Source organism: Clavibacter phaseoli (assembly GCF_021922925.1).
GTDB lineage: Bacteria > Actinomycetota > Actinomycetes > Actinomycetales > Microbacteriaceae > Clavibacter > Clavibacter phaseoli.
Map to the genome: position 1 here is coordinate 1,397,803 of NZ_CP040786.1, position 24,909 is coordinate 1,422,711.

A 24,909-nucleotide genomic window follows, 5' to 3' on the forward strand; every position below is an offset into this window, starting at 1 on the left:
CGCGCGCCGACGAGGGAGCCGACCATGCCGCACGCCGCCGACGCCCGCCCCTTCGCCGTCGAGGAGGTCCGCCCGCCGAGCGCACCCGGCGCGGCGGGCTGGGACGACTTCGTCGCCCTCACCGACGTCGTCAACCGCGCGCAGTCGCACGACCTCGGGCACGACGCGTTCGTGTGGCTGCCGCAGGAGCTGATCGCCGACTACGCCGACGTGGCGCACGTGCGGAAGCGGCTGTTCGCCGCGCACGTGGACGGCCGGATCGTCGGCCGCGGGCTCCTCACGACCTGGCTCGCCGACCCGACCACCTCCGACGTGGCGGTGTCCGTGCTGCCCGAGCACCGGCGGCGCGGCATCGGGCGCGCGCTGCGGGAGCGGGTCGAGCGCATCGCGCTCGACGAGGGCTGCCGGACGCTCACGGGCTTCACGAACCACCGCGCCGAGGCGAACGGCGCGCCCATCCCCTCCCCGACCGGGATCGGCGCGGTCGGCGCCGACGACCCGTCGTCCCGCTTCGCCGTCGACGCCGGCTACCGCCTCGGCCAGACCGCGCGGACGAGCGCGCTCGACACCGTCGCCGCGGCCCCGACGCTCGACGCCCACCTCGCCGACGCGCGCCGCGCCGCCGGCGACGACTACCGCGTCCTGTCCTGGGTGGATGCGACGCCCGCGCACCTGCTCGACGACCTCGCCGTGCTGCACACGCGCATGTCGACCGACGCGCCCCCCGGCGACCTCCCGCAGGTCGAGGACGCCTGGGACGCCGACCGGATCCGGGAGGCCGAGGCGCGCCGCGCCTCCGCGGGTCGCATGGGCCTCACGACCGCGGCGCAGCACGTGGCGACGGGACGCCTCGTCGGCTTCACGGAGATCGCCGTCTCCCCCAGCGGCCGGCGCTCCGACGGCCACGCGTACACCTACCAGCAGGACACGCTCGTGCTCGGCGAGCACCGGGGCCACCGCCTCGGCATGCTCCTCAAGGTCGAGAACTTGCGGCTCCTGGCGCGCGAGGCGCCCGAGGCGGACCGCGTCGTCACCTGGAACGCCGACGAGAACCGGCCGATGCTCGCGGTGAACGAGGCGCTCGGCTTCCGGCACGTCGGCACGAGCGGCAGCTGGCTGCGGGAGGTCGGGCCGGCGCGCTGAGGGCCGCGAGGGTCAGGCGGCCGCGGGATCCGGCAGCGGCTGGCAGCGCGGGCACAGGTGCGACCCGCGGTTCATGAAGGCCTCGCGCACGATCGGCGTGCCGCAGCGCGGGCACGGCTTCCCCTGCTGGCCGTACGCGTTGAGGGAGTGCGAGAAGTACCCGGACGCCCCGTTGACGTTCACGTACTGCGCGTCGAAGCTCGTGCCGCCCTCCGCCAGCGCCCGGGCGAGCACGTGCCGCACCTCGGCGACGAGCCGCAGCGCGCGCCCGCGGCCGAGCCGGTCCGTGGGGTGGGCGTAGTGGATCCGCGCCGCCCAGAGCGCCTCGTCCGCGTAGATGTTGCCGATGCCGCTCACGAGCGTCTGGTCGAGCAGCGCGCGCTTGATGCCGGTGCGGCGCTTCGCGATGCGCTCGAGGAGCAGCTCGTCGTCGAAGGCCGGGTCGAGCGGATCCCGCGCGATGTGGGCGACCTGCGTCGGCACGAGCGCGGCGTCGGATCCGCGCCCGCCCGCGTGCCCGTCGGGCGTCGCGACGAGACGGTCCACCGCCATCGACCCGAAGATCCGCTGGTCGACGAAGGCGACCACGAGCTCGCCGTGCGTCGGGTGCTCGATGCCCAGGCGGATCCGGAGCAGCCCGTCCGGGTCGGACCCGGGCTCGCGGAGGAGCACCTGCCCGCTCATGCCGAGGTGCGTGACCAGGGCGCGGGGTCCGGTGGCGTCGCGCCCGGCGTCGGACTCGAGCGGCAGCCACAGGAACTTGCCGCGGCGGACGGCGGACGTGATCACGCGGCCGACCAGCAGGTCGACGAACGCGCCCTCCAGCGGATCGTGCCGCTTGAGGGATCGCGCGTCGAGGATCTCGACGCCGGTGACGCGGGCGCCGGCGACCGCGGGCTCGAGGCCGGCGCGGACGACCTCGACCTCGGGGAGCTCGGGCACCGCGGGTCAGGCCGTGGTGCGCGCCTCGAGGCGGGTCCACGCCTCGAGCGCGGCCGTCATCTCGGCCTGCTTCTTGCTGGATCCCTCGCCCGTGGTGCGGACGGCGCCGCCCACCGTGACGACGGCGTGGAAGCGCTTGCTGTGGTCGGGTCCGCTGTCGCTCACGTCGTAGACGGGCGCGGGGAGGCCCTGGCGCGCGGCGCTCTCCTGGAGCGCGGTCTTCGGGTCCATGGCGGCGCCGAACCGCGCGGGGTCCTCGAGGAGGGGCGCGATGAGGCGCAGCACGAGGCCCGTCGCAGCCTCTCCCCCGGCGTCGAGGTAGCAGGCGCCGATGATGGCCTCGACCGTGTCGGCGAGGATCGACGACTTGGCGCGGCCGCCCGTGAGCTCCTCGCCCCGGCCGAGCAGCAGGTGCTCGCCGAGCCCGATGCGCGTGGCGACCTCCGCGAGGGCGACGCTCGAGACGAGGCTGGCGCGCCGCTTGGCGAGCTCGCCCTCGTCGAGGTCGGGGTTCTCGAGGTAGAGCATGACCGTGACGGCCTGCCCGAGGATGGAGTCGCCGAGGAACTCGAGGCGCTCGTTGTGCGGGATGCCGCCGTGCTCGTACGCGTACGAGCGGTGGGTGAGCGCGAGCTCGAGGAGCTCGGGGCTCACGTCCACGGCGAGGAGGCGCCGGAGCGCGTCGCGGTCGCCGTGGACGCGGGATCCCGTGGTGTCGGTCATGTCCGACGTACCGTGCGGGTCGCGACTAGACGTCGGCGACCTTGCGGCCCTTGTACTCCATGTACAGGGGGGTGCCGGCGGCGTCCTCGATCACACGCGCGCGGTGCGGCATGGAGTAGACGACCTTGCCGTTCTCGATGGTCTTGACGAGCGTGGGAGCCTCGGCCTTCCACTGCGAGCGACGCGCGCGCGTGTTGGATCGGGACATCTTCCTCTTGGGTACAGCCATGGCTAACTCTCATCTCTCTGCGTTTCGGTGTCGGCGTCTTCACGCGCCGCACCGCTGTCTTCGGAAGCTCGGAAGCCGGACAGGGCCGCCCAGCGCTGATCGATCACGGGCTCCGGGTCGGAGTCCGCCAGGACCAGGCTGATGCCGGGACCCAGATCGAGATCGAGGTCCTCGCCCGGCACTTCGGGCTGGAACGGCAGTGAAAGGACCACCGCATCCCGGATGACCGGCTCCAGGTCCACGTGCTCGTCCTGGACCTGGTAGTCGAAAGCTTCATCAAGAGAGTACGCGAACATCTCCGCGAAATCGACCTGGACACGCTCCTGCATGTCGGCGAGGGTGCGCGCGGACTGCCCGTCGGCCACCGTGTCGACCTCGCCGGTCGCCAGGATCCCGTCGTGCAGGGACTCCAGGCGCACGTGCACGCGCATCTCGCGACCCTCGGGGACGGCGATGAGGCCCTCCCCCATGCGCTCGGGGGTGACGATGGTCAGGTCGAGCTCGCGCATCTCCCCGGGGCGGTGCACGATGTCGTGGACGTGGACCGTGAATGGGGTCTTCTGGAACCTGGACACCCGTAGATCCTACGGGGCGTCAGCCGGCGCGCCGGACGGCCAGCGCCTCCCGGACGGCCTCCGGGACGTAGGGCGCGACGTCGCCGCCGAGCGCCTCGACCTGGCGCACGAGCGAGCTGGACACGTGGGCGTGCGCGGGATCCGGCAGCAGCAGCACGGTCTCGACGTCGGCGAGGTCGCGGTTGACGAGGGCCATGGGCGTCTCGTACGTCACGTCGAGCTGCGACCGGACGCCCTTGACGAGGACGGTCGCGCCGACCTGCCGGCAGTAGTCGACGAGGAGGCCGGCGCCCCACGAGTCGATGCGGACGGCGTCGGGGAGGCCGGCGTCGCGGATCACGCGCTCGAGGAGGGCCAGGCGCTCCTCGAGCGGGAGCATCGGCGTCTTGCCGGGGTTGTGCACGACCAGCACGACGAGCTCGTCGTAGAGGCGGGCGGCCCGACGGATCACGTCGAGGTGCCCGAGCGTGACGGGGTCGAACGATCCGGGGACGACGGCGATCCGCTGCATCCCGTCAGCCTACGGCGGGCGCTGCCCTAGTTCTTGTCGAGGAACGCGCGCTCCTCGTCGTCGAGCCGCCGGGCGAGCGCGCGGGCGAGCGCGGGATGGCCCTGGAGCTCCGGCGACGCCTCGAGCACGTCGTGGGCGTGCTCGCGCGCGGACTCGATGAGGTCGCCGTCCTGCGCGACCCGCAGCAGCCGGAGCGACGACCGACCGCCCGACTGGTTCGTGCCGAGGACGTTGCCCTCGCGGCGGAGCTCGAGGTCGACGCGCGCGAGCTCGAAGCCGTCGAGCGTCGCCGCGACGGCGTCCACCCGCTCGCGCGCCACGGTCTCCGGTTCGGCGTGCGTGACCATGAGGCAGAGCCCGGGCACGCCGCCGCGACCGACGCGGCCGCGCAGCTGGTGCAGCTGCGAGACGCCGAAGCGGTCGGCGTCGAGGATCACCATGGTCGAGGCGTTCGGCACGTCGACGCCCACCTCGATGACGGTGGTCGCCACGATGAGGTCGATGTCGCCCGCCGAGAAGGCGCGCATCACGCGGTCCTTCTCCTCCCCCGTCATGCGGCCGTGCAGCACGGCGCGGCGGACGGATCCGAGGCGGGGGTGCGCCGCGAGCAGCGCGTCGACCTCGGTGACGGTCGCCAGCGCCGGCCGGGTCGGCGCGTCGTCGGCGCCCTCCGCGGCGTCGGCGGCGTCCTCGTCCTCGGCGTCGGGATCCTGCGGGTCGATCGCCGGGCACACCACGAACGCCTGGCGGCCCTTCTGGATCTCCTCGGCCGTGCGCTCCCACACCCGCTCGATCCACCGCGGCTGCTCGTGCAGCGGGACCACGAAGGACTCGATGGGCTGGCGGCCGCTCGGCAGCTCGGCGATGGTGGAGACGTCGAGGTCGCCGAACACCGTCATCGCGACCGTGCGCGGGATCGGCGTGGCGGTGAGGACGAGCACATGGGGCGGCGTGCCGCCCTTCCGCCGGAGCGCCTCGCGCTGGTCGACGCCGAAGCGGTGCTGCTCGTCGACCACGACGAGGCCGAGGTCGAGGAACTCCACGCGGTCGCCGAGGAGCGCGTGCGTGCCCACGACGATGCGCGCCTGGCCGCTGACGATGCGCAGCAGCGCGCGCTTCCGCTCGGCGGTCGAGAGCTGGCCGGTGAGCAGGGTGGGCATGAGCTCCGCCGCGAGGTCGGGCCCGAGCGACGCCGTGAGCGAGCGGAGGTGCTGGCTCGCGAGCACCTCGGTGGGCGCGAGCAGCGCGGACTGGCCCCCGGAGTCGGCGACCGCGAGCATGGCGCGGAGCGCGACGAGCGTCTTGCCGGAGCCGACCTCGCCCTGCACGAGCCGGTTCATGGGCCAGGTGCGGGCCATGTCCGTCGCGATCTCCTCGCCGACGAGCCGCTGGTCGCCCGTGCGCGTGAAGGGCAGCTGGGCGTCGAGCCGATCGAGGCGCCCGCCGGGGGTCGGGATCCGCGGGGTCGCCGGCAGCGCGCGCGCCGCCTGCCGCCGCTGCAGGAGCGCGGTCTGCAGGACGAACGCCTCCTGGAAGCGGAGGGCGTCGCGGCCGCGCCGCCAGTCGACGTCCTTCTCGGGGCGGTGCACGCCCTCGAGCGCCTCGCGGTAAGGAAGGAGGCCGCGCTCGGCGCGCACGTCGGCGGGGACGGGATCCTCGAGGTCGTCGACCGCGTCGAGCGCCAGCTCCACCGACCTCGCGACCTGCCAGCTCGCCATCGAGGCGGTGGCCGGGTAGATGGGGATGGGCATCTCGGCCCAGCGGCGCGCGGCCGCGTCCGGCTCGCCGCCGGAGAGCTCCGGGCCCTCGTGCGCGTCGAAGAGCTCGTAGTCGGGGTGGGCCAGCTGGAGCGCGCCGCGGTAGTCGCTGACCTTGCCCGCGAAGATCCCGCGGACGCCGGGCACCAGGTCCTTGGCGCGCCACGCCTGGTTGAAGAAGGTGAGGGTGAGGAAGCCGCGGCCGTCGGTGATCCGCACCTCGAGGATGCTGCCGCGCCGGGCCCGCATGGGGCGCTCGCGCACCTCGCGCACCTCGGCGACGATGGTGGCCTGCTGGTCGACGGGCAGCTCGGCGAGGGCCGTGAGCTCGCCGCGGCGGGCGTAGCGGCGCGGGAGGTGCTCGAGGAGGTCGGCGACCGTGCGCAGGCCGAAGGCCTTCTGCAGCACGCCCGCGGTGCGGCCGCCCACGACGCCCGCGAGCGCGGCGTCGGATCCGGTCATCCCCCGAGTGTACGAGGGGCGTCCGACGCCGGCGGCGCGGACGGCGGTCCGCCCGCCGTCCCGTCGTCGGCTCCGTCGTCGGTGCGCGGGCGGCGGCGGACGAGCGACCGCGGGGCGACCGACGCGAGGATCCGGTCGGCCCGTCCCGCGCGGGCGCGGAGCGCGTCGCCCAGCGCGACGAGCGCGGCGGCCTGCGCGGCGCCGGCCCGGGCGTCCACCGGCACGCCGGCGCGGGCGAAGCGCTCCCGCTCGCGGGCGCCGACCAGGAGGGCCACCGGGTCGGCGAGCGACGGGTCGTCGCCCTGGAGGCGGCGCCCGAGCTCGCGCGGCGACTCGGTGTCGGGCACGCGGATCCCCAGGTCGACCGCCTGGTCCTCCGCCTCGCGCCACGCCGTGCCCGGGGGCGCGTCGCCGGCCTCGAGCGCGCGCAGCCGTCCGGAGCGGCGGGCCCGGCGCAGGAGGGCCGGAGCGGCGAGGAGGGCGAGCACGAGGAGCACGAGGGCCGCGGTGCCGAGCGCCGCCCACGGGATCCGGACGCCCGCGGCGCCGCTCGCGCCGGGCGCGGCCGAGGCGGTGGGGGCGGGCGTCGCGGACGGGGTGGCCTCGGTCGGCGCGCTCGGCGTCGCGGACGGCGTGGGCGCGGTGGTCGGCGCGGCGGAGGGCTGGGCGTACGGCGCGGCCTGGCCGCGGCCCGGCGTGGGCTCGAACGCGATCCAGCCGATGCCGGAGAAGTACAGCTCGGGCCAGGAGTGCAGGTCGTGGGATCCGACGCGGTAGGTGATGAGGTCGCCGTCGCGTCCGACCTGGTCGCCCGGCAGGTAGCCGACGGCCACGCGCGACGGGATGCCCGCCTCGCGCGCCATGATCGCCATGGCCGACGCGAAGTGCACGCAGTAGCCCGAGCGCACGCGGAGGAACTCCCCCACGACGTCGACGCCGCTGCCGTCGTAGCCCTGCTCGACGGGCGCGTCCTCCGAGTAGCGGAACTGCCCGCCCGTGAAGAACTCCTGGAGCGCGAGCGCCTGGTCGTACGGCGAGTCGATGCCGGCGAGGACCTCCGCCGTCGTCGAGGCGACGATGTCCGGGGTGCCGGAGGGGATCTGCAGGTACGGCTGGAGGTCGTCGTCGGTCGCGGGCGCGACGGCCTCCAGCTGCTCGCGCTCGGGGCGCGGCAGCTCGCTCCGCACGGTGTAGCTCTGGTCGCGGCTGTCGGAGTCGGACGAGCGGATCGCGAGGCCCTGCTCGGACCACCGCCACGACCCCTCGAGCCCGCTGACGCTGCGGGGCGCGTAGGGCGCGGGCAGCCAGGCGCTCGAGGAGCCCTCGACCTGCACGCGCGCCTCGACCTCCTCGGACGGCACGTCGGATCCGGATCCGAGGTCCGGCCCGATCGCGTCGACGGTGTTCCCGTCCGGCGGGCGCAGCGGCGACGGCGCCCACTCGTCGCCCTCGAAGCGCGAGAGCGTCGTCACCTTGAAGTAGAGGGGCGTGAGGGACGCCGTGGAGTAGCGGAGCGCCTCGACGTCGACGGGACGGCGGAGGTCGTCGCCGAGGTCGAGGATCGGGTTGACGACGCGCGAGCCGCCCTGCCCGGAGCCGGAGGCCGTCGGGAAGGTCGCCGACGTGAGGCCGGGGACGATCGCGGGCGCGACGAGGGAGAGGACGACCGCGCCGCCCGCGAGCGCGCCCGCGGAGGCGAGCGTCGTGCGCGCGGACCCCGCCGGACGACCGGACGAGGAGCGGCGCGGGGCGGGCGGGGGCGCGGGGCGGGATCCCCCGAGGAGGCCGGATCCGCGCCAGCCGCCCTCCCGGTCCGTCTCGCGCGCGTCGGCCGCGAGCACCGCGAACCAGGCGAGCGCCGTGACGGCGAAGGACCAGACGGAGAACTCGCCCACGAGCACCGCGCCGGGGACGGAGACGAGCACGAGGAGCGGGAGCCCGGTGACGGCGGGCAGGCGGAGCGCGTGCGCGAGCACGTCGAGCACGACCGCAAGGGCGCCGATCGAGGCCACGATCACGAAGACGATGGACGCGAGCGGAGGCACGGGCGCCGACCGCCGGTAGATCTCCTGGCCCGCCTGCTCGCCGACGGCGAGGAGCGTGCGCACGGTCTCCGGGGTGGGGATCACGCCGAGCACGGCGGTGCGCCCCGCGAACACGAGCGTGACGAGGAGCACGAGGAGCACCAGTCCGCCGAGCGAGGCGAGGAGCCGCGGCACGCCGAGCGAGCGCAGCAGGGCGGCGGATCCGAGCACGGCGGCGACGATCACGACGCAGAGCAGGAACCAGGCCCCCGGCTCGACGAGCAGGTGGAGGCTGGCGGCGCCGGCGAGGAGGGCGACGCCCAGCGCGGCGGTGAGCGGCCAGCGTGCGGCCGCGCGCCCGGATCCCGCCTGCCCGTCACGGCGGCCGGGGCCAGATCCGTCGCCGCGTCCGCCCGGTCCGCCCGCGCGCTCCCCCGGCAGCGGGCGCGGCTCGACGCTCCAGCGCTCGCGGCCGCCGAGGCCGACGGCGTCGAGGTCGGTCATCGCGCCATCTCCTCGGTGCGGGCGGCGCGCCAGGCGTCGGCCGGTCGGGTGTCGTCGTCGAGGACGACCGTGCGCCAGCCGGACTCGCGCAGGATCCGCAGGGCCTCGCGGTCGTCGCGGCCGTCGACGCGGCCCGGGAGCGCGAGGAACGCGACCGCGGGGCGGCAGGCGGCGCCGAAGCCCGCGAGCCGCCGGGCCTCGTCCTCGTCGAGGTGGCCGAGGACGGCGTGGATGGGGACGGCGCGGCGGCTGCGGCGCAGGTCGGCGAGGGCCTCCTGGACGCCGTCGTGGTCGGGGTCCACGGGCGCGGGCCGCACCTCGGCGAGGTGGAGGAGCAGGTCGCCCTCGGCCGCGGCGTCCCCGGGTCGGGCGGCGACGGCGGCCTGCCGGTCGGATCCCGCGGCCGTCTCGATCAGGTGGACCGCGTACCCGCCGCGCTGCAGGTGGACGCCCACGGACGCCGCGAACGCGACCGCGCGCTCGAAGGCCCGGTCCCCGTCCCCGTCGTCGTCGGCGTGCTGCGGGAAGCCGGCGGCGCGCGTGTCGAGGAGCACGAGCGAGCGCGGGCTCGACCGCTGCTCCTCCTGGCGCACCATGAGCTCGCCGTGCCGGGCGGTGGCGCGCCAGTGCACGCGGCGGAGCGGATCCCCCGCCCGGTACTCGCGCGTACCGAGGTCGTCCTCGCCGCCGTCGGCGCGGCGCTGCACGCGCTCGGACTCGCCCTCGGAGGAGACCTGCCCGCCGGGCTCGGCCTCGAGGTCCGTCAGGCGCGGGGTGACTACGAGGCGGGAGGTCCCGCCCGCGACGTGCCGCAGCCCCATCAGGCGGAAGGGGTCGTGCTCCTCGACGGCGAGCGGGCCCACCTCGTGGACGCCGCGGCGCTCGGGCGTGAGGTCGTAGCGGAGGACGGGACGGGCCGAGGAGCGCCGGGATCCGCGCGCGAGCCCGCGCATCGAGGGCAGCTCGGCGGGCGGCGTCGCGCCGTCGGATCCGGGCACCAGGTCGAGCACCCACGAGCGCGGCGTGGGCATGGTCCCCGCGTTGGCGACCGACACGGTGACGGTCGTCGGCGTGCCCGACTCGACGACCGCGGACGTGAAGGACCGCTCCACGTGCAGCCGCACCCGCGCGATCACGAGCCAGGCGGCCGCGAGCAGCGGGAGCGCGAGGAGGGCGACGCCGATGAAGACGAATTCGCGCCGCCCCGCGATGAACGCGCCCGCGAACGCGGCGACCCCCGCGGCGAGCAGGGCGATCCCGCGGAGGGTCGGGTGCGGGACGGCCTCGATGCCGATCCGGCGCATCAGGCGCGCGAGGGGCGGCACGGGGTCAGCGCGTCCGTCCGGCGGCGCTCAGCGGCACGGCGGTCGACGCGACGATGCGCTCGAGGATCTCCGCCACGGCCGCCTGGCCGCGGCCGCGCTGGCCGAGCGCCCGGCCGGTCGCGACGAGCCGGTGCGCGAGCACGGGCGCGGCGAGGGCGTCGATGTCGTCGGGCAGCACGAAGTCGCGCCCGTCGAGCGCGGCGCGGGTCTTGGCGGCGCGGATCAGCTGGAGCGTGGCGCGGGGGCTCGCGCCGAGGCGGATGTCCTCGTGGCCGCGCGTGGCCTGCACGATCGCGACGGTGTAGCGGGACACGGGGTCGGACACGTACACGCCGCGGGCCGCGTGCATCATGGCGTCGAGGTCCTCGGCGTCGACCACGGGCCGCAGCTCGTCCAGCGGGCTCACGGTGTCGCGGGAGCGGAGCATGGCGAGCTCCGCGGAGGCGTCGGGGTAGCCCATCGAGATGCGGGCCATGAAGCGGTCGCGCTGCGCCTCGGGGAGCGCGTACGTGCCCTCCATCTCGACGGGGTTCTGCGTGGCGACCACGGTGAAGGGCTGCTGCAGAGGATGCGTGACGCCGTCGACCGTGACCTGCCCCTCCTCCATGCACTCCAGGAGCGCCGACTGCGTCTTGGGGCTCGCGCGGTTGATCTCGTCGCCGATGACGATGTTCGCGAACACGGCGCCCGGCTGGAACTCGAAGCGGTGGTCGGCCTGGCTGTAGACGGAGACGCCCGTGACGTCCGAGGGCAGCAGGTCGGGCGTGAACTGGATCCGGTTCACGGTGCAGTCGACGCTGCGCGCGAGCGCCTTGGCGAGCATGGTCTTGCCGACGCCCGGGACGTCCTCGATGAGGAGGTGGCCGCCGGAGAGGAACACGGTCAGCGCCATGCGGGTGGCGTCCTGCTTGCCGGACATGACCGCGTCGATGTTCGCGAGGATCAGGTCGGCCAGCCGGCGCACCTCCTCCAGCGGCATGGAGGGCGCGCCGTGCGGGTCGTCGGCCCGACGCGCGGCGGCGCGGATGCGGGCGGGCGGCTGCGCCGACCCGGCATGCAGGGGGACGGACTCGGACTCGGGACTCGTCACGGAGTTCCTCCAGCGTCGTGGGCGTCATCGCAGCATACGTCAGGCACCCGGGAGCGTCCGGCCCGCCTCCGGGGGCGGACAGGCCGGTAGCGTGGTCGCCCGTGCACCCCGCTCCGAACGCCGCCGTCCCGCGCCCCGCCGGGCGTCCGTCGTGACCCGCATCGTGGCCGGGTTCGCCGGCTCCCTCGTGCTCCGCGTGCCGCGGACGGGCACGCGCCCCACGAGCGACCGGGTGCGCGAGGCCCTGTTCTCCGGGCTCGAGGCCCGGGACGCGCTCGACGGCGCGCGCGTCCTCGACCTGTACGCCGGCTCCGGGGCCCTCGGCCTCGAGGCCGCCAGCCGCGGCGCGCGCGAGGTCGTCCTCGTGGAGCGCGCGGTGCCGGCCGCGGCCGTCTGCCGGTCGAACGCGCGGATCATCGAGGGCGCGGCCCCGTCCGACTCCGTGCCGCGGATCCGGGTGGCCGCGCAGAGCGTGCGCGCGTTCCTCGCGGGCGACCGCGGGTCCTACGACGTCGCGTTCCTTGATCCGCCCTACGAGGTCGGCGACGCCGAGCTGGCGGAGGAGCTGGCCGCGCTCGTCCCGCGGCTCGTCGAGGGCGCCCTCGTCATGGTCGAGCGCAGCGCGCGCTCCGCCGAGCCGGCGTGGCCCGCGGGGATCGCGCTCGACCGCCGGAAGGCGTACGGCGACACGGTCGTGTGGTGGGCCGTCGCGGGATCCACCGGGGACGACGTGGCGGACGCACCCGCGTCCTAGCGCGCCCCGTCCCAGTCGGCGTACGGGTCCCAGCCGCCGAGCGCCGTGCGCGGGCCGGCGTAGGGCGCGCCGTCGACCGTCGCGGCAGGACCATCAGGTCCCGGGGCCGCGACCACGCCGATCGCGCGGAACGGGTCCGGGAGCGTCGCGCCCGCGGGGAACGCGGCGACGAGCGCGTGGTCCTCGCCCCCGGTGAGCACGAGGTCGAACGCGGCGGGCGGGAGCGACGGGTGCGCGGCGGCGACCCGGCGGGCGTCGTCGGCGAGGGCGGCGGATCCGAGGTCGACGGCCACGCCGCTCGCGCGGGCCAGACGGCCGAGGTCGAGGAGGAGGCCGTCGGAGACGTCGAGCATCGCGGTCGCGCCGGCGCGCGCCGCGGCGACGCCCGCCGTCAACGGCGCGACGGGCGCGAGCTGCGCCTCGACCGCGTCGGGGTGCGACGCCCGCAGCGCCCGGGCGAGCGCGGCGTCGGGGACGAGGGCGGCGTCGGGGCCGGGGCCCCGCGCGTGGTCGAACAGGAGGCGGACGCCCGCCGCGGCCATGCCGAGCGTGCCGGCCACTGCGATCACGTCGCCCGGTCGCGCGCCCGAGCGCAGCACGGGATCGCGCCCCTCCAGGTCGCCCGTGGCCGTGACCGTGATGACCAGCGCGTCCGACACGGACAGGTCGCCGCCCACGACGCCGCAGCCGGGCGCCTGGAGGAGGCAGCCCTCCCGCAGGCCGTCGGCGAGGGCCTCGAGGTCGGCGACGGGCGTGCCCGCGGGGGCCGCGATGGCGACGAGCAGCGCGGTCGGACGGGCGCCCATGGCGGCGACGTCGGCGAGGTTCGAGGTCGCCGCGCGGCGTCCGAGGTCGTGGGGGGTCGACCAGGCGAGGCGGAAGTCGGGGCCCTCGATCATCATGTCCGTCGTGATCACGAACCGGCCGTCGGGCGCCCGCACGACCGCGCAGTCGTCGCCCGGGCCCTCGTCGGCGGCGTCCGCGGCGGGCAGGTGCGGCAGGATCCGCGCGAGCGTCGCCAGCTCCCCCGCGCTGCCGAGGGTCGCCCCATCGTCGGCGCCCTCGTCGGTCGCATCCGCGGGCCCGACGGTGCCGCGCGGCCCCGCGCTCGCGTCGGTCGGATCCGCAGCGGAGGGCGTCCCAGGAGTCGTCACGACTGCCACGGTAGCCTGATCGCGATGACTCCCCGCCGCCCCGCCCGCGCCCTGCTGCGCCCCGTCGCCGCCGCGGTCGCCGCGTGCGGCATCGCCGTCGCCGTCGCCGGCTGCGCCCCCACGGTCTCGCTCGGGGCGGCCCCGGGCGCGACCGATCCCCTGTGCGCCGACGTGGTCGTCCACCTGCCCGCCGAGCTCGGCACCGCGCCGCTGCGCGAGACCGACGCGCAGGGCACGGGCGCGTGGGGCGACCCGCAGAGCACCGTGATCCTCCGCTGCGGCGTCGCGACGCCCGGCCCCACGACGGACGCGTGCATCAGCTACGACGACGTCGACTGGGTGGAGGACGACTCGCGCGCCCCCGACATCCGCTACACGACCTACGGCCGCACGCCCGCGGTCGAGGTCGTCATCGACTCCACGCAGGCCAGCTACACCGCGCTCACGGACCTCAGCGGCGTCGTCGCGGTGATCCCGCAGACGGCGAAGTGCGTCAGCGCGCAGGACCTGGGCGACGCGCCGCCTCCGGGGAGCTGACCGGCAGCGATCCCGTCGGCACGGATCCCGCGCCCACGGCCCGCTCCCGCCGGGCGCCCGCCACGCGCCGCGCGCGGCGCTCGTCGAGCACCCGCGCACCCGTCCGCCACCAGCGCAGCCACGGCAGCTCGTGCGGCCAGTGCACCGTCAGCGACGCCATGCCGCGGCTCATCCGGAGCGGCAGGGTCGACGGCCGGGTCAGGGGCCGCATGCTGATCCCCATGCCGAGGTGCGGGTCGAGCACGATGCGGCGCTCGGGGCCCAGGTGCACGGACAGGTCGATGTCGTCGTGCAGGTGCGTGCCCTCGCGGTGCACCTCGTCGCGCACGTCGAGCCACGCGTCGCGGCGGAGCGCGAAGTTGGATCCGAACAGCGGCGGGTGCCCGAGCGCGAGCGTCACGGACGCGAAGTAGGCGCCGAGGTACGCGACGGCGGCGATCCCGCGGAGCGCCCGGGGCCCGTCGAGGAACCGCGCGGCCCCGGTGACGGCGGCGACGTCGGGCCGGGCGGCGAGCACGTCGCCGAGCCGCTCGATCCAGTCGGCGGGCGGCACGCAGTCGGCGTCGAGCCGGGCGATGACCTCGTGCCGGGCGGCGTCGTAGCCGGCGGAGGCGGCCGCGGGGATCCCGACGACCCCCTCGTGGACGACGCGCGCGCCGGCCTCGCGCGCCACGTCGGCGCTGTCGTCGCGGGAGGCGTTGTCGACCACCACGACCTCGTCGGGCGGGACCGTCTGCCGCGCGAGGGCCTGCAGGCACGCGCGCAGGTGCCCCGCGTCGTCGCGCACGGGGATCACGACGGAGACGGTGGGCCGCCCGGGCCTCCCCGCCGGGAGGGCGGCGTCCGCGCCGGGAGCCGCGGGACGGGTCGTCGCCATCCCGCCGCGGGCGCGGTCCCCGAGCCGCGCGAGCGGTCCGGGTCGGGCGTCGGGATGGAGGCGGGGCCGGGCGACGGATCGTCCTACGAGCATGCGTCCGAGCCTAGGCTCATCGCCCGGGGACAACCGGCCTCAGGCGCGGGCGCCATCCGCCTCCCACGCGAGCGCCACGTCGAGCAGGCGCGAGATGAGCTCCGGGTAGGCGAGGCCCGAGGCCTCCCAGCACGCGGGGAACATCGAGATGGGCGTGAAGCCCGGCATCGTGTTGATCTCGTTGAGCACGAAGCCGTCGGCCGTGAGGAAGAAGTCCACGCGGGCGAGCCCCCGGCCGTCGACGGCGCGGAAGGCGCGGATCGACAGCTCCCGCAGCTCGGCGAGCTCGGCGTCGGTGACGTCGGCGGGACACACCAGGTCGATGCCGTCCGCACCGAGGTACTTCGCGTCGAAGTCGTAGAAGTCCCGGCCGGACACCACGATCTCGCCCGCGACCGATGCGCTGGGCTCGCGGCCCGGACCCTCGTCGAGGATCGCGCACTCGACCTCGCGGCCGACGAGCCCGGACTCGACGAGCACGCGGTCGTCCTCCAGGAAGGCGACCTCGAGGGCGGCGTCGAGCCCGTCGGCCTCGGCGACGCGGCTCACGCCCACGCTGGATCCGGCGCGGGCGGGCTTCACGAACGCCGGCACCCCGAGCGCGGCGGCCCGGTCCCGGACGCCCGCGGGGTCGGCGACCCACTCGTGGCGCGTGACCGTGATCCACGGCGCCACCCGGATGCCCGCAGCCTGCAGCACGGTCTTCGCGAAGTGCTTGTCCATGCCGAGCGCGGAGGCGAGCACGCCGGAACCGACGTACGGCAGGCCGGCGAGCTCGAGCATGCCCTGCACGGTCCCGTCCTCGCCCTGCGTGCCGTGCAGGATCGGGAAGACGAGGTCGACCCGGCCGAGCGAGCGCTCGGTGCCGTCGGCGTCGCGCACCGCGACCTCGCGGCTGCCCGCGTCCTCGGGCCAGCGCACGCGCGTGCCGTTGTCGACGACCTGGGGCAGCGCGTCGGCGTCGAGGGCGAGGGCCGATGCGTCGTCCTCCTGGAGCGTGAACGCCCCGCCCGGCGTGATGCCCACGGGGATCACCTCGAACCGCTCCCGGTCGATGGCGCCGAGCACGCCGCTCGCCGTCGCGCAGCTGATGGAGTGCTCGCTGGAGGTGCCGCCGAAGAGGAGCACCACCCGGATCCGTGCGGTCATGGTCACTCCCCCTGGGGCGTGTCGTCGTCGGTGGTGAGGTGGGGCGCGATGTCGCGCGGCGACAGCGTGCCCGCCAGCACCTGCGACACCTGCTCGACGATCGGCATGAGCACGCCACGCTGGCGGGCGAGCTCGAGCACGGGCGCGACGGAGGAGAGCCCCTCGGCCGTCTGCTGCATGCTCTTGACGACGTCGGTGAAGCTGTAGCCCTGGCCGAGCAGGCGGCCCGCGGTGTTGTTGCGGGACAGCGACGACTCGCACGTGGCGATGAGGTCGCCGAGGCCGGCGAGGCCCGCGAGCGTCTCCGCGCGGGCACCGTAGGCGACGGAGAACGCCGTCATCTCGGCGAGGCCGCGCGTGATGATCGAGGCCTTCGTGTTCTCGCCGTAGCCCACGCCGTCGACGATGCCGACCGCGACGGCGATGAGGTTCTTGAGCACGCCGCCGAACTCGGTGCCGATGACGTCGGTGTTCACGAACGAGCGGAAGTAGGAGCTGCGGGCGATCTTGGCCACGCGCTCGGCCGTCACCTGCTCCGCGGACGACACCACGACGGCCGTCGGCTGCTCCCGGGCGATCTCGAGCGCGAGGTTCGGGCCCGACGCCACGGCGATGCGCTCCGGCCCGATCCCCAGCACCTCGGCGATCACCTCGCTCATCCGGAGGCCGGTGCCCTTCTCCACGCCCTTCATCAGGCTGACGACGACCGCGTCGGACGGGATCAGCTCGCGCGCCGACTCGAGGTTGGCGCGCAGCGTCTGGCTGGGCACCGAGACGAAGACGTCGGTGGCGCCGGCGAGCACGCGCTCGAGCGACGGGTCGGCCGTGAGCCGCTGGGGCAGGTTGATCCCCGGCAGGTAGTCGCTGTTGCGCTTGGCCTCGGTGATCTCCCGGGCGAGCTCGGGGCGACGGGCCCACATGACGACGTCGTTCCCGCCGTCGGCCATCACCTTCGCGAAGGTGGTGCCCCAGCTGCCGGCGCCGAGGACGACGATGCGGCGCCGCTCCCCCGCGTCCGGTTCGGGCGCCGGTGCGGAGGCTGCGGGGGTCGGGCTCGCGGTCGCGTCACTCAAATCGGCCGGTCTCCTTCTGGTTCTTCGAGCGGGGATCCCACCGCTCGGTCGGGGCGGTCTCGCCGCGCAGCTCCTCCACGAGCTGCGTGATGGCGGCCATGACGACGGCGGTCGCCTCGGTGAGGGTCGCGGAGTCGAGGCTCCGGTCGCGGAAGCGGTCGAGGTCGACGGGCTCGCCGATGACCACGTGGATCGTCTTCCGCGGGAAGAGCCGCACGCGCTTCGAGTAGCGGCCCATGAGCTCCTGCGTGCCCCAGTGGGCGGCGGGGATCACGGGGATCCCGGCCTGCAGGGCGAGGCGGACGGCGCCGGTCTTGCCGCGCATGGGCCAGAGGTCGGGGTCGCGCGTGAGGGTGCCCTCGGGGTACACGACGACGATGCGGCCGTCGCGCGCGAGGTCCGTCGCGGCCTCGATGGCCTGGCCGCCGCGGACGCCGCCGTCGCGCTGCACGGGGATCTGCCCGGAGCGGCGGAGGAACCAGCCGACGACCGGCACGTCGAACAGCGAGGCCTTGGCGAGGAAGCGGGGCAGGCGCCCGAGCTTCCAGGCGACGGCGCCCATCACGACGGGGTCGATCTCGCTGTAGTGGTTCGGGGCGAGCACGTAGGAGCCCGTCCGGGGCAGGCGCTCGGGGTCCCGGATCTCGAACCGCACGGCGGCGTTCAGCACGGGCAGCACGAGCGCGGCCAGCACCCAGAAGATCGACGGTCGGGACTTCTCGTTCGCCATGGATCCTCCGGTCGGGTCGCGGTCGTCGTCGGTCGCCCGCCGGGATCAGCCCGGCGGCGGACCGGGCGCGTCCTGGTGGACGCGCCCGGTCGGCGTGGGCGGCGCGGGCGCCGCCGGCGAGGCTATCCCTCGTAGGAGAAGTCGGCGCCGAGCTGGCGCAGCTTCCCGATGAAGTCCTCGTAGCCGCGGGAGATGATCCCGACGTTGCTGACGGTGGACCGGCCCTCGGCCGTGAGCGCGGCGATGAGGTGGCTGAACCCGCCGCGGAGGTCGGGCACGGTGATGTCCGCGCCGTGCAGGTGCGTGGGTCCGGTGATGACCGCGGCCTGCTCGAAGTCGCGACGCGCCACGCGGCGCTCGTGGCCCTCGAGGCCCTCCTTGTGGACGACGATGTCGGCGCCCATCTCGTTGAGCGCGTCCGTGAAGCCGAAGCGGTTCTCGTACACGGTCTCGTGGATGATCGAGACGCCGGGCGCCTGCGTGAGCGCCACGACGAGCGGCTGCTGCCAGTCCGTCATGAAGCCGGGGTGCACGTCGGTCTCGATGACCACGGGCTTGAGGTCGCCGCCCGGGTGGTAGAACCGGATGCCGTCCTCCTCGATGTCGAACGCGCCGCCGACCTTCCGGAAGACGTTGAGGAAGGTCATCATCTCGGCCTGGCGCACGCCGCCGACGAAGATGTCGCCGTGCGTGGCGAGGGCGGCGGAGGCCCAGCTCGCGGCCTCGTTGCGGTCGAAGAGCGCGCGGTGCGTGTAGCCCTCGAGGCGGTCGACGCCCTCGATGAGGATCACGCGGTTCGGCTCGACGGAGATGATCGCGCCCATCTTCTGCAGGATCGCGATGAGGTCCATGATCTCGGGCTCGATGGCCGCGTTCTTCAGCTCCGTGATGCCCTTCGCGCGGACGCCCGTGAGCAGCACCTGCTCGGTCGCGCCGACGCTGGGGTAGGGCAGCTCGACGTTCGCGCCCTTCAGGCCGTTCGGGGCCGTGAGGCGGATCCCGCTCGGGAGCTTCTCGACGACGGCGCCGAAGGCGCGCAGCGCGTCGAGGTGGAAGTCGATGGGGCGGTCGCCGATGCGGCAGCCGCCGAGGTCGGGGATGAACGCCTCGCCGAGACGGTGCAGCAGCGGGCCGCAGAAGAGGATCGGGATGCGCGAGCTGCCCGCGTGCGCGTCGATGTCCGCCATGTGGGCGCTCTCGACGTCCTTCGGGTCGAGGATGAGGTCGCCCTCCTGCTCGCCCTTGCGGAGCGTGACGCCGTGCACCTCGAGGAGGCCCGAGACGACGCGGACGTCGCTGATGTCCGGCACCGAGCGCAGGAGGCTGGGGCTCTCGCCGAGGAGCGAGGCGACCATGGCCTTCGTGGCCAGGTTCTTGGCCCCGCGGACCGCGATGCGACCGCGCAGCGGGATGCCGCCGTTGATCACGATGGAGTCGGACAGGAGGCCCACCCGCTCCCCCGCCTTCTTGGCGTCGCTGACTAGTGAGTTCATTCAGTTCTCCAGAGCTGCCGGCCGGGCCGGCAAGGTGCGCGGGCGCCATGCGGCCCGTCGTGATTCGAAGGTGGTGATGGCGTCCTCGTCCCGGAGGGTGAGGGCGATGTCGTCGAGCCCCTCGAGGAGCCGCCACCGAGTGTATTCGTCGATCTCGAACGGGACCGTCAGGCCGGGTGCCGTGGCGACCCGCTCGACGAGGTCGACGGTGAGGTCGAGTCCGGGCTCCGCGTCCATCGCGGCCCACAGCCTCTCGACGTCGTCCTCCGTCACGAGACCCGTGAGGAGGCCCTGCTTCCCGGAGTTGCCCCGGAAGATGTCGCCGAACCTCGGGCTGAGCACGGCCCGGAAGCCGTAGTCGCGCAGCGCCCACACGGCGTGCTCGCGGGACGAGCCCGTGCCGAAGTCGGGACCGGCGACGAGGACGGTGGCGCCCTCGTAGACCGGCTGGTTGATGAAGAAGTCCGGATCCTGCCGCCACTGGAAGAACAGGGCGTCCTCGAAGCCGGTCTTGGTGACGCGCTTGAGGAACTGGGCGGGGATGATCTGGTCGGTGTCGACGTTCGACCGCTTGAGCGGGACGGCGGTGCCGGTGACGCGGCTGACGGGCTCCACGGCTCAGACCCCCTGTCCGACGGCGGCGGCCTGGCGGATCGACTCGGCGTCGACGACGCCGTCCTCCTGCAGGTCCCACGGGCTCGACAGCGTGCCGCGGATCGCGGTGGCCGCGGCCACGAGCGGCGACACGAGGTGCGTGCGCCCGCCCTTCCCCTGCCGGCCCTCGAAGTTGCGGTTGCTCGTGGAGGCGCAGCGCTCCCCCGGCGCGAGCTGGTCGGGGTTCATGCCGAGGCACATGGAGCAGCCGGCGAAGCGCCACTCGGCGCCGAAGTCGGTGAAGACCTTGTCGATGCCCTCGGCCTCGGCCTCGAGCCGCACGCGCGCGCTGCCCGGGACGACCATCACGCGGACGCCCTCGGCCTTGGTCCGGCCGCGCACGATCTCGGCGGCGGCGCGCAGGTCCTCCACGCGGCTGTTGGTGCAGGAGCCGATGAAGACGGTGTCGACCGCGATCTCCTTCATGGGCGTGCCGGGGGCGAGGTCCATGTAGGCGAGCGCGCGCTCGGCGGCGGCGCGCTTGTTCGGGTCGGCGACGGCGGCGGGATCCGGCACGGGCTCGCTGAGCGAGACGCCCTGGCCCGGGTTCGTGCCCCACGTGACGAAGGGCTCGAGGGTGTCCGCGTCGAGGAAGACCTCGGCGTCGAAGACCGCGTCGTCGTCGGTCGCGAGGGTGTCCCAGTAGGCCACGGCCTCGTCCCAGTCGGCGCCGGTCGGGGCGTGCGGGCGCCCCTTCAGGTAGTCGTACGTGGTCTGGTCGGGGGCGACCATGCCGGCGCGCGCGCCCGCCTCGATCGACATGTTGCAGATCGTCATGCGGCCCTCCATGGAGAGCGAGCGGATGGCGCTGCCGCGGTACTCGAGCACGTAGCCCTGCCCGCCGCCCGTGCCGATCTGCGCGATGACCGCGAGGATGATGTCCTTCGCCGTCACGCCGGGGCGCAGCGTGCCCTCGACCGTCACGGCCATGGTCTTGAACGGCTGGAGCGGCAGCGTCTGCGTGGCCATGACGTGCTCGACCTCGCTCGTGCCGATGCCGAACGCCATGGCGCCGAACGCGCCGTGGGTGGAGGTGTGCGAGTCGCCGCACACGACCGTGATGCCCGGCATGGTGAGGCCGAGCTGCGGACCCACGACGTGCACGATGCCCTGCTCGATGTCGCCGAGGGAGTGCAGGCGGATCCCGAACTCCTCGGCGTTCGCGCGGAGGGTGTGGATCTGGGTGCGGCTCGTCAGGTCGGCGATGGGCCGGTCGATGCCGACCGTCGGCGTGTTGTGGTCCTCGGTCGCGATGGTGAGGTCCGGTCGGCGCACGGGGCGGCCGGCGAGCCGGAGGCCGTCGAAGGCCTGGGGGCTGGTCACCTCGTGGACGAGGTGGAGGTCGATGTAGAGGAGGTCGGGAGTGCCGTCCTCCCCCTCGGCGACCAGGTGGTCGGCCCACACCTTCTCGGCCAGGGTCTTCGCAGGCTGCACGCGGCTCTCCTCATGGCAGGGGCGCGGGGGTGCCCTCGCGCATCATGGGAGTCTAACGCCGGGTGCCCGCGGCTATTCCTCAGGTGATGGGCGCGCCCGCGGACCCGGCGTCGAGCGGCTCGTCCTCGGCGCTCGCCTCGATCACCACGACCGTGACGTTGTCGCGGCCGCCGGAGGCCAGCGCCTGCGCGACGAGCGCGTCCGCCGCCCGGTCGACGCCACCGCCGTCCGCGCGCGCGAGCTGCAGCACGCCGGAGATCGCCTGGTCGTCGAGCTCCTTGGTGAGCCCGTCGGAGCAGATGAGGAACACCTGGTGGTCGACGACCGGCAGCAGCCACTCGTCGGCGGCGACCTCGTCGTGGGATCCGACGGCGCGCGTGATGAGGTTCCGCACCGGGCTCCGCTCGGCCTCCGCGCGCGTCATGCGGCCCTGGTCGACGAGCTCCTGCACGGCCGAGTGGTCGATCGTCACCTGCTCGAGGCGGCCGTCCGTCCAGGCGTAGACGCGCGAGTCCCCGACGTTGAAGACCATCCAGAGCGGGTCGCCGTCGTCCGAGCGCACGAGCGCGACGCCCGCGAGCGTCGTGCCGGCCACGGTGCCGGGCGGGTCGTCGCCCGTGATGAGGTCGCCGATCGCGTCGTTGGAGGCGTCGACCGCCTCGACGATGAGGTCGCGCGTGACGGGCGCGTCGCCCGACAGGCCGCCGAAGGTCTCCACGAGGGTGGCGCTCGCGCGGTCGCCGAACGCGTGCCCGCCCATGCCGTCGGCCACGAGCCAGACCGGCGGGTCGGCGAGGAGCCCGTCCTCGTTCACGGCGCGCACGCTGCCGACGTCGGTGCGGGCGGCCCAGGCGACGTGGATCCGGCGCCCGCCGAGCGCGATGGTGCGCGCCTCGGTCACCGGCCGGCCCGGTCGTCGTCGCCGCGCTCGACCGACGCGGCGTCGGCGTCGGGGCTCGTCACGGGGATCCCGTCGGCGCGCATCTTGATGAGGCTGGCCACGGTCGCGACCACCATCGACGCGAGGATCACCACGAGGCTCACGATGGTCGGGATCTCGGGCGCCCACTCGATGCCCTCGCCGCCGTTGACGAACGGCAGCGTGTTCTCGTGCATGGCGTGCAGCACGAGCTTCACGCCGATGAAGAAGAGGATGAACGCGATCCCGTACTTGAGGTACACGAGCCGGTCGAGCAGGCCGCCCAGCAGGAAGTAGAGCTGGCGGAGGCCCATGAGCGCGAAGATGTTCGCGGTGAAGACGATGAACGGCGACTCGGTGATGCCGAAGATCGCGGGGATGGAGTCGAGGGCGAAGATCAGGTCCGTGGTGCCGATCGAGACGAACACGATGACCATCGGCGTGAGCACCTTGCGGCCGTCGATGACGGTGCGGACCTTGGAGCCGTCGAAGTCCGGGGCGATCTTGAGGCGCCGGCGCAGGAACCGGATGAAGAGCGAGTCCTCGCTCTCCTCGTCCTCGTCGCCCACGGCCTGCTTGACCGCCGTGTAGAGCAGGAACGCGCCGAAGATGTAGAAGATCCAGCTGTAGCTCTCGATGAGCTCCGCGCCCAGAAGGATGAAGATGCCGCGCAGCACCAGCGCGATGATGATGCCCACCATGAGCACCTCCTGCTGGTACTTCCGGGGCACGCTGAACCGGCTCATGATGATGACGAACACGAACAGGTTGTCGATGCTGAGGCTGTACTCCGTCAGCCACCCGGCGAGGAACTGGCCCGCGTGCTCACCGCCCGCGACGAACAGCATGATGACCGCGAACACGAGCGCGAGCCCCACGTAGAACGCGACCCAGAGGGCCGACTCCTTCGTCGAGGGGACGTGCGGGCGCCGGTAGACGATCAGCAGGTCGGCGACGAGGACGAGGACGAGCACCGTCAGGGAGACGATCTCGAACGGGAGGGGGAGGACCAGGGGCACGCGGAGGCTTTCTGCAGCACGGGAGCGGCACGGACATGCCTCGACGAAACTACATGGCGGCCGACGGGTTGTTCACAATTCCCCCATCCGGGGCATCCGGCCATCGGCCCGCCATTACGTTGGTCGCTCATGACACGAGAGGGACGCCCCATGTCCGTAATGGCGAACGAGCTCGATGCACCCGACCACGGCGGGGAGGAAGCCGGACCCCGGCGCCGCGGCCCCCGCACCTCCGGCGACGCCCGCGCCAGCATCATCGACGCGGCCCGCATGCTCTTCATCGAGTCCGGCGCCGATCGCGTCAGCGCCCGCCGCATCGCCGCGGCGGCCGGGGTCGACCCGAGCCTCGTCCGCTACTACTTCGGCTCCCTCGAGGCCCTGCTCGAGGAGGCGCTGCGCCCCTCGGAGGACCTCCTCGCCCCCTACCTCGTGCTGCGCGAGCTCCCGATCGAGGAGCGCGGCGCCGCCCTCGTCGCCGCGGCCCTGCACACGTGGGAGCACCCCGTCGGGTCCACCATCATGCGCTGGGTCACCGTGTCGTCGGACCACGACAGCGCCGCCTATCGCCGGTTCGCCGAGGCGGCGCCGCAGCACTGGATGAGCGCCCTGCCGGAGGGGATCCCGCAGGACGAGGCCGACGTGCGCAACTCGCTCGTGGGCGCGGCCCTCGGCGGCATCGCCATCACGCGCTACATCTGGCGGAGCGAGCCCATCGCGAGCATGTCCCGCGAGATGGTCGTGGCCCTGCACGGGCCCGTGGTGCAGGGGTTCCTCACCGGTCCCCTGCCGGACGTGCCGGCCGACGCGCAGCTGCCCGCGGCCTGACGACGGCGCCGGCCGGCGGGATCAGCCGCGGTCGGTCAGCTCCTCGCGGACCGCGAGCGGCTTCCGCACGAGCTTGTGCGGGGCCGCCTGCGCGACGGGCTTGAGGGTCAGCAGGTCGACGTTCACGTGCGGCGGCAGCTCGACGGCGTGCACGATCGCCTCGGCCACGTCCTCCGCGGTCAGCGGCCCGGGCACGCCGTCGTAGACCGCGTCGGCCTTGGCCCGGTCGCCGCCGAAGCGCACGAGCGAGAACTCCTCCGTGCGCACCTGTCCCGGCGCGATCTCGATCACGCGGATGGGCTCGCCCGCGAGCTCCAGGCGCAGCACGCCGAGCATCGCGTGCGCCGCGGCCTTGGCCGCGTTGTACCCGCCGCCGCCCTCGTAGGGGACGTGCGCGGCGATCGAGCTGACGGTCACGACGTCGGCGCTGCCGCCCTCGGGCACGCCGGCGCGGAGCAGCGGCAGGAGGGCGCTCGTCACGCGCTGCACGGCGAGGACGTTGATCTCGTACATCCACGCCCAGTCCTCGGGCGAACCGCCCTCGACGGAGTCGGTGCCCACCGCTCCTCCGGCGTTGTTGACGAGCGCGTGCACGTCGCCCGTCTCGCGGAGGTGGTCGCGGAGCGCGTCGACGTCGGCCTGCACCGTGAGGTCGGCCACCGCGTAGGAGGCCCCGGTCTCCTCGGCGAGCGCCCGGAGGCGGTCCTCGCGGCGGGCGACGCCGACGACGTCCCACCCCCGGCTCCGGAAAAGACGGACGGTGGCGGCGCCGATCCCCGAGCTCGCACCCGTGACGACGACCCTCTTGCTGCTGGACATGACCCCAGCGTAGGGAACGCGCGGGCCCGCGGGTTACGCCCCGCGACGGGTCCGCGTTGACCCGCCGCGGAGCGCTTCCTACTGTCGGGGTGCG

The 24,909-nt window shown here is 74.5% G+C and carries 24 protein-coding genes; 4 read left to right on the top strand and 20 right to left on the bottom strand.

Annotated features, from left to right (window positions below; translation table 11 throughout):
• Nucleotides 1–24 precede the first annotated feature (24 nt).
• Nucleotides 25–1,143, top strand: a complete 1,119-nt coding sequence (locus tag FGI33_RS06495) for a GNAT family N-acetyltransferase (RefSeq protein ID WP_119434741.1) — start codon at nt 25–27, stop codon at nt 1,141–1,143.
• Between the two features lie 12 nt (nt 1,144–1,155).
• Here the strand turns inward: FGI33_RS06495 and mutM are convergent, their stop codons facing one another.
• From mutM to FGI33_RS06540, 9 genes are read right to left on the bottom strand one after another with little or no spacing between them, the layout of a single operon-like run.
• Entirely contained in the window at nt 1,156–2,085 is a 930-nt protein-coding gene (gene mutM / locus FGI33_RS06500) for a bifunctional DNA-formamidopyrimidine glycosylase/DNA-(apurinic or apyrimidinic site) lyase (protein WP_119434740.1), read from the bottom strand.
• Between the two features lie 6 nt (nt 2,086–2,091).
• Nucleotides 2,092–2,808 carry a ribonuclease III gene (rnc, locus tag FGI33_RS06505; RefSeq protein ID WP_119434739.1) on the bottom strand — a complete coding sequence of 239 codons (717 nt, stop codon included), beginning with the start codon at nt 2,806–2,808 and terminating at the stop codon, nt 2,092–2,094.
• Between the two features lie 25 nt (nt 2,809–2,833).
• Nucleotides 2,834–3,037, bottom strand: coding sequence for a 50S ribosomal protein L32 (rpmF, locus tag FGI33_RS06510; protein ID WP_012298174.1), 204 nt, complete (start codon nt 3,035–3,037; stop codon nt 2,834–2,836).
• A 2-nt stretch (nt 3,038–3,039) separates the two neighbouring features.
• The gene (locus FGI33_RS06515; protein WP_119402373.1) at nt 3,040–3,612 is read right to left on the bottom strand and encodes a YceD family protein; all 573 of its coding nucleotides are present in this window, start codon (nt 3,610–3,612) and stop codon (nt 3,040–3,042) included.
• A 19-nt stretch (nt 3,613–3,631) separates the two neighbouring features.
• Nucleotides 3,632–4,123, bottom strand: a complete 492-nt coding sequence (gene coaD / locus FGI33_RS06520; protein WP_119434738.1) for a pantetheine-phosphate adenylyltransferase — start codon at nt 4,121–4,123, stop codon at nt 3,632–3,634.
• 26 nt (nt 4,124–4,149) lie between these two features.
• Complete coding sequence (locus tag FGI33_RS06525; protein ID WP_237582411.1) at nt 4,150–6,342, bottom strand: ATP-dependent DNA helicase RecG; 2,193 nt, start codon at nt 6,340–6,342, stop codon at nt 4,150–4,152.
• Nucleotides 6,339–8,870: a transglutaminase TgpA family protein gene (locus tag FGI33_RS06530; protein WP_237582412.1), complete on the bottom strand. Its 2,532-nt coding sequence runs from the start codon at nt 8,868–8,870 to the stop codon at nt 6,339–6,341. The genes FGI33_RS06525 and FGI33_RS06530 overlap by 4 nt, the downstream gene beginning before the upstream one ends.
• Nucleotides 8,867–10,195, bottom strand: a complete 1,329-nt coding sequence (locus FGI33_RS06535) for a DUF58 domain-containing protein (protein WP_237582413.1) — start codon at nt 10,193–10,195, stop codon at nt 8,867–8,869. The genes FGI33_RS06530 and FGI33_RS06535 overlap by 4 nt, the downstream gene beginning before the upstream one ends.
• A gap of 4 nt (nt 10,196–10,199) precedes the next feature.
• Complete coding sequence (locus FGI33_RS06540) at nt 10,200–11,174, bottom strand: AAA family ATPase (protein WP_237582459.1); 975 nt, start codon at nt 11,172–11,174, stop codon at nt 10,200–10,202.
• Nucleotides 11,175–11,436: 262 nt separating this feature from the next.
• On the opposite strand from FGI33_RS06540, the gene rsmD reads away from it, so the two are divergent.
• The gene (rsmD, locus tag FGI33_RS06545; RefSeq protein WP_237582414.1) at nt 11,437–12,039 is read left to right on the top strand and encodes a 16S rRNA (guanine(966)-N(2))-methyltransferase RsmD; all 603 of its coding nucleotides are present in this window, start codon (nt 11,437–11,439) and stop codon (nt 12,037–12,039) included.
• Here the strand turns inward: rsmD and FGI33_RS06550 are convergent.
• Nucleotides 12,036–13,193 (bottom strand): thiamine-phosphate kinase, encoded by a 1,158-nt coding sequence (locus FGI33_RS06550; RefSeq protein ID WP_420022557.1) that lies wholly within the window; start codon nt 13,191–13,193, stop codon nt 12,036–12,038. The two genes, rsmD and FGI33_RS06550, sit on opposite strands and share 4 nt — an antisense overlap.
• Before the next feature lie 24 nt (nt 13,194–13,217).
• Between FGI33_RS06550 and FGI33_RS06555 the strand changes: the two genes are divergently transcribed.
• Nucleotides 13,218–13,730, top strand: a complete 513-nt coding sequence (locus FGI33_RS06555; RefSeq protein ID WP_237582415.1) for a DUF3515 domain-containing protein — start codon at nt 13,218–13,220, stop codon at nt 13,728–13,730.
• On the opposite strand, the gene FGI33_RS06560 is transcribed toward FGI33_RS06555, so the two are convergent.
• From FGI33_RS06560 to FGI33_RS06600, 9 genes are all read right to left on the bottom strand, one after another.
• Entirely contained in the window at nt 13,687–14,700 is a 1,014-nt protein-coding gene (locus FGI33_RS06560; RefSeq protein ID WP_194674188.1) for a glycosyltransferase family 2 protein, read from the bottom strand. The two genes, FGI33_RS06555 and FGI33_RS06560, sit on opposite strands and share 44 nt — an antisense overlap.
• Before the next feature lie 39 nt (nt 14,701–14,739).
• Nucleotides 14,740–15,849 carry a D-alanine--D-alanine ligase family protein gene (locus FGI33_RS06565; protein WP_119434502.1) on the bottom strand — a complete coding sequence of 370 codons (1,110 nt, stop codon included), beginning with the start codon at nt 15,847–15,849 and terminating at the stop codon, nt 14,740–14,742.
• 2 nt (nt 15,850–15,851) lie between these two features.
• Nucleotides 15,852–16,922: an NAD(P)H-dependent glycerol-3-phosphate dehydrogenase gene (locus FGI33_RS06570; protein WP_119434501.1), complete on the bottom strand. Its 1,071-nt coding sequence runs from the start codon at nt 16,920–16,922 to the stop codon at nt 15,852–15,854.
• Nucleotides 16,915–17,652 carry a lysophospholipid acyltransferase family protein gene (locus FGI33_RS06575; protein ID WP_119434500.1) on the bottom strand — a complete coding sequence of 246 codons (738 nt, stop codon included), beginning with the start codon at nt 17,650–17,652 and terminating at the stop codon, nt 16,915–16,917. Before FGI33_RS06575 ends, FGI33_RS06570 begins: the two co-directional genes overlap by 8 nt.
• Before the next feature lie 122 nt (nt 17,653–17,774).
• Complete coding sequence (murA, locus tag FGI33_RS06580) at nt 17,775–19,145, bottom strand: UDP-N-acetylglucosamine 1-carboxyvinyltransferase (RefSeq protein WP_119434499.1); 1,371 nt, start codon at nt 19,143–19,145, stop codon at nt 17,775–17,777.
• Nucleotides 19,146–19,760, bottom strand: a complete 615-nt coding sequence (gene leuD, locus FGI33_RS06585; protein WP_119434498.1) for a 3-isopropylmalate dehydratase small subunit — start codon at nt 19,758–19,760, stop codon at nt 19,146–19,148.
• A 3-nt stretch (nt 19,761–19,763) separates the two neighbouring features.
• Entirely contained in the window at nt 19,764–21,233 is a 1,470-nt protein-coding gene (leuC, locus tag FGI33_RS06590) for a 3-isopropylmalate dehydratase large subunit (protein ID WP_119434497.1), read from the bottom strand.
• 79 nt (nt 21,234–21,312) lie between these two features.
• Nucleotides 21,313–22,134, bottom strand: coding sequence for a PP2C family protein-serine/threonine phosphatase (locus tag FGI33_RS06595; protein WP_237582416.1), 822 nt, complete (start codon nt 22,132–22,134; stop codon nt 21,313–21,315).
• A complete protein-coding gene (locus FGI33_RS06600) occupies nt 22,131–23,171 on the bottom strand; it encodes a TerC family protein (RefSeq protein WP_119434171.1) in 1,041 nt (346 codons plus the stop codon). Before FGI33_RS06600 ends, FGI33_RS06595 begins: the two co-directional genes overlap by 4 nt.
• A 150-nt stretch (nt 23,172–23,321) precedes the next feature.
• Here FGI33_RS06600 and FGI33_RS06605 point away from each other — a divergent pair, with 150 nt between their 5' ends.
• Nucleotides 23,322–23,996, top strand: coding sequence for a TetR/AcrR family transcriptional regulator (locus FGI33_RS06605; RefSeq protein WP_119434170.1), 675 nt, complete (start codon nt 23,322–23,324; stop codon nt 23,994–23,996).
• 21 nt (nt 23,997–24,017) lie between these two features.
• Here the strand turns inward: FGI33_RS06605 and FGI33_RS06610 are convergent, their stop codons facing one another.
• Entirely contained in the window at nt 24,018–24,815 is a 798-nt protein-coding gene (locus FGI33_RS06610) for an SDR family NAD(P)-dependent oxidoreductase (RefSeq protein ID WP_119434169.1), read from the bottom strand.
• Nucleotides 24,816–24,909 lie beyond the last annotated feature (94 nt).

Excerpts from the sequence above, each read along its gene's own strand:
- FGI33_RS06525 (WP_237582411.1), bottom strand. The coding sequence starts at position 6,342 with ATGACCGGATCCGACGCCGCGCTCGCGGGCGTCGTGGGCGGCCGCACC.
- FGI33_RS06555 (WP_237582415.1), top strand. The coding sequence starts at position 13,218 with ATGACTCCCCGCCGCCCCGCCCGCGCCCTGCTGCGCCCCGTCGCCGCC.
- FGI33_RS06560 (WP_194674188.1), bottom strand. The coding sequence starts at position 14,700 with ATGCTCGTAGGACGATCCGTCGCCCGGCCCCGCCTCCATCCCGACGCC.
- FGI33_RS06540 (WP_237582459.1), bottom strand. The coding sequence starts at position 11,174 with ATGCCGCTGGAGGAGGTGCGCCGGCTGGCCGACCTGATCCTCGCGAAC.
- FGI33_RS06530 (WP_237582412.1), bottom strand. The coding sequence starts at position 8,870 with ATGACCGACCTCGACGCCGTCGGCCTCGGCGGCCGCGAGCGCTGGAGC.
- coaD (WP_119434738.1), bottom strand. The coding sequence starts at position 4,123 with ATGCAGCGGATCGCCGTCGTCCCCGGATCGTTCGACCCCGTCACGCTC.
- FGI33_RS06565 (WP_119434502.1), bottom strand. The coding sequence starts at position 15,849 with ATGACCGCACGGATCCGGGTGGTGCTCCTCTTCGGCGGCACCTCCAGC.
- murA (WP_119434499.1), bottom strand. The coding sequence starts at position 19,145 with ATGAACTCACTAGTCAGCGACGCCAAGAAGGCGGGGGAGCGGGTGGGC.
- FGI33_RS06605 (WP_119434170.1), top strand. The coding sequence starts at position 23,322 with ATGTCCGTAATGGCGAACGAGCTCGATGCACCCGACCACGGCGGGGAG.
- rnc (WP_119434739.1), bottom strand. The coding sequence starts at position 2,808 with ATGACCGACACCACGGGATCCCGCGTCCACGGCGACCGCGACGCGCTC.
- FGI33_RS06575 (WP_119434500.1), bottom strand. The coding sequence starts at position 17,652 with ATGGCGAACGAGAAGTCCCGACCGTCGATCTTCTGGGTGCTGGCCGCG.
- FGI33_RS06495 (WP_119434741.1), top strand. The coding sequence starts at position 25 with ATGCCGCACGCCGCCGACGCCCGCCCCTTCGCCGTCGAGGAGGTCCGC.
- rpmF (WP_012298174.1), bottom strand. The coding sequence starts at position 3,037 with ATGGCTGTACCCAAGAGGAAGATGTCCCGATCCAACACGCGCGCGCGT.
- FGI33_RS06610 (WP_119434169.1), bottom strand. The coding sequence starts at position 24,815 with ATGTCCAGCAGCAAGAGGGTCGTCGTCACGGGTGCGAGCTCGGGGATC.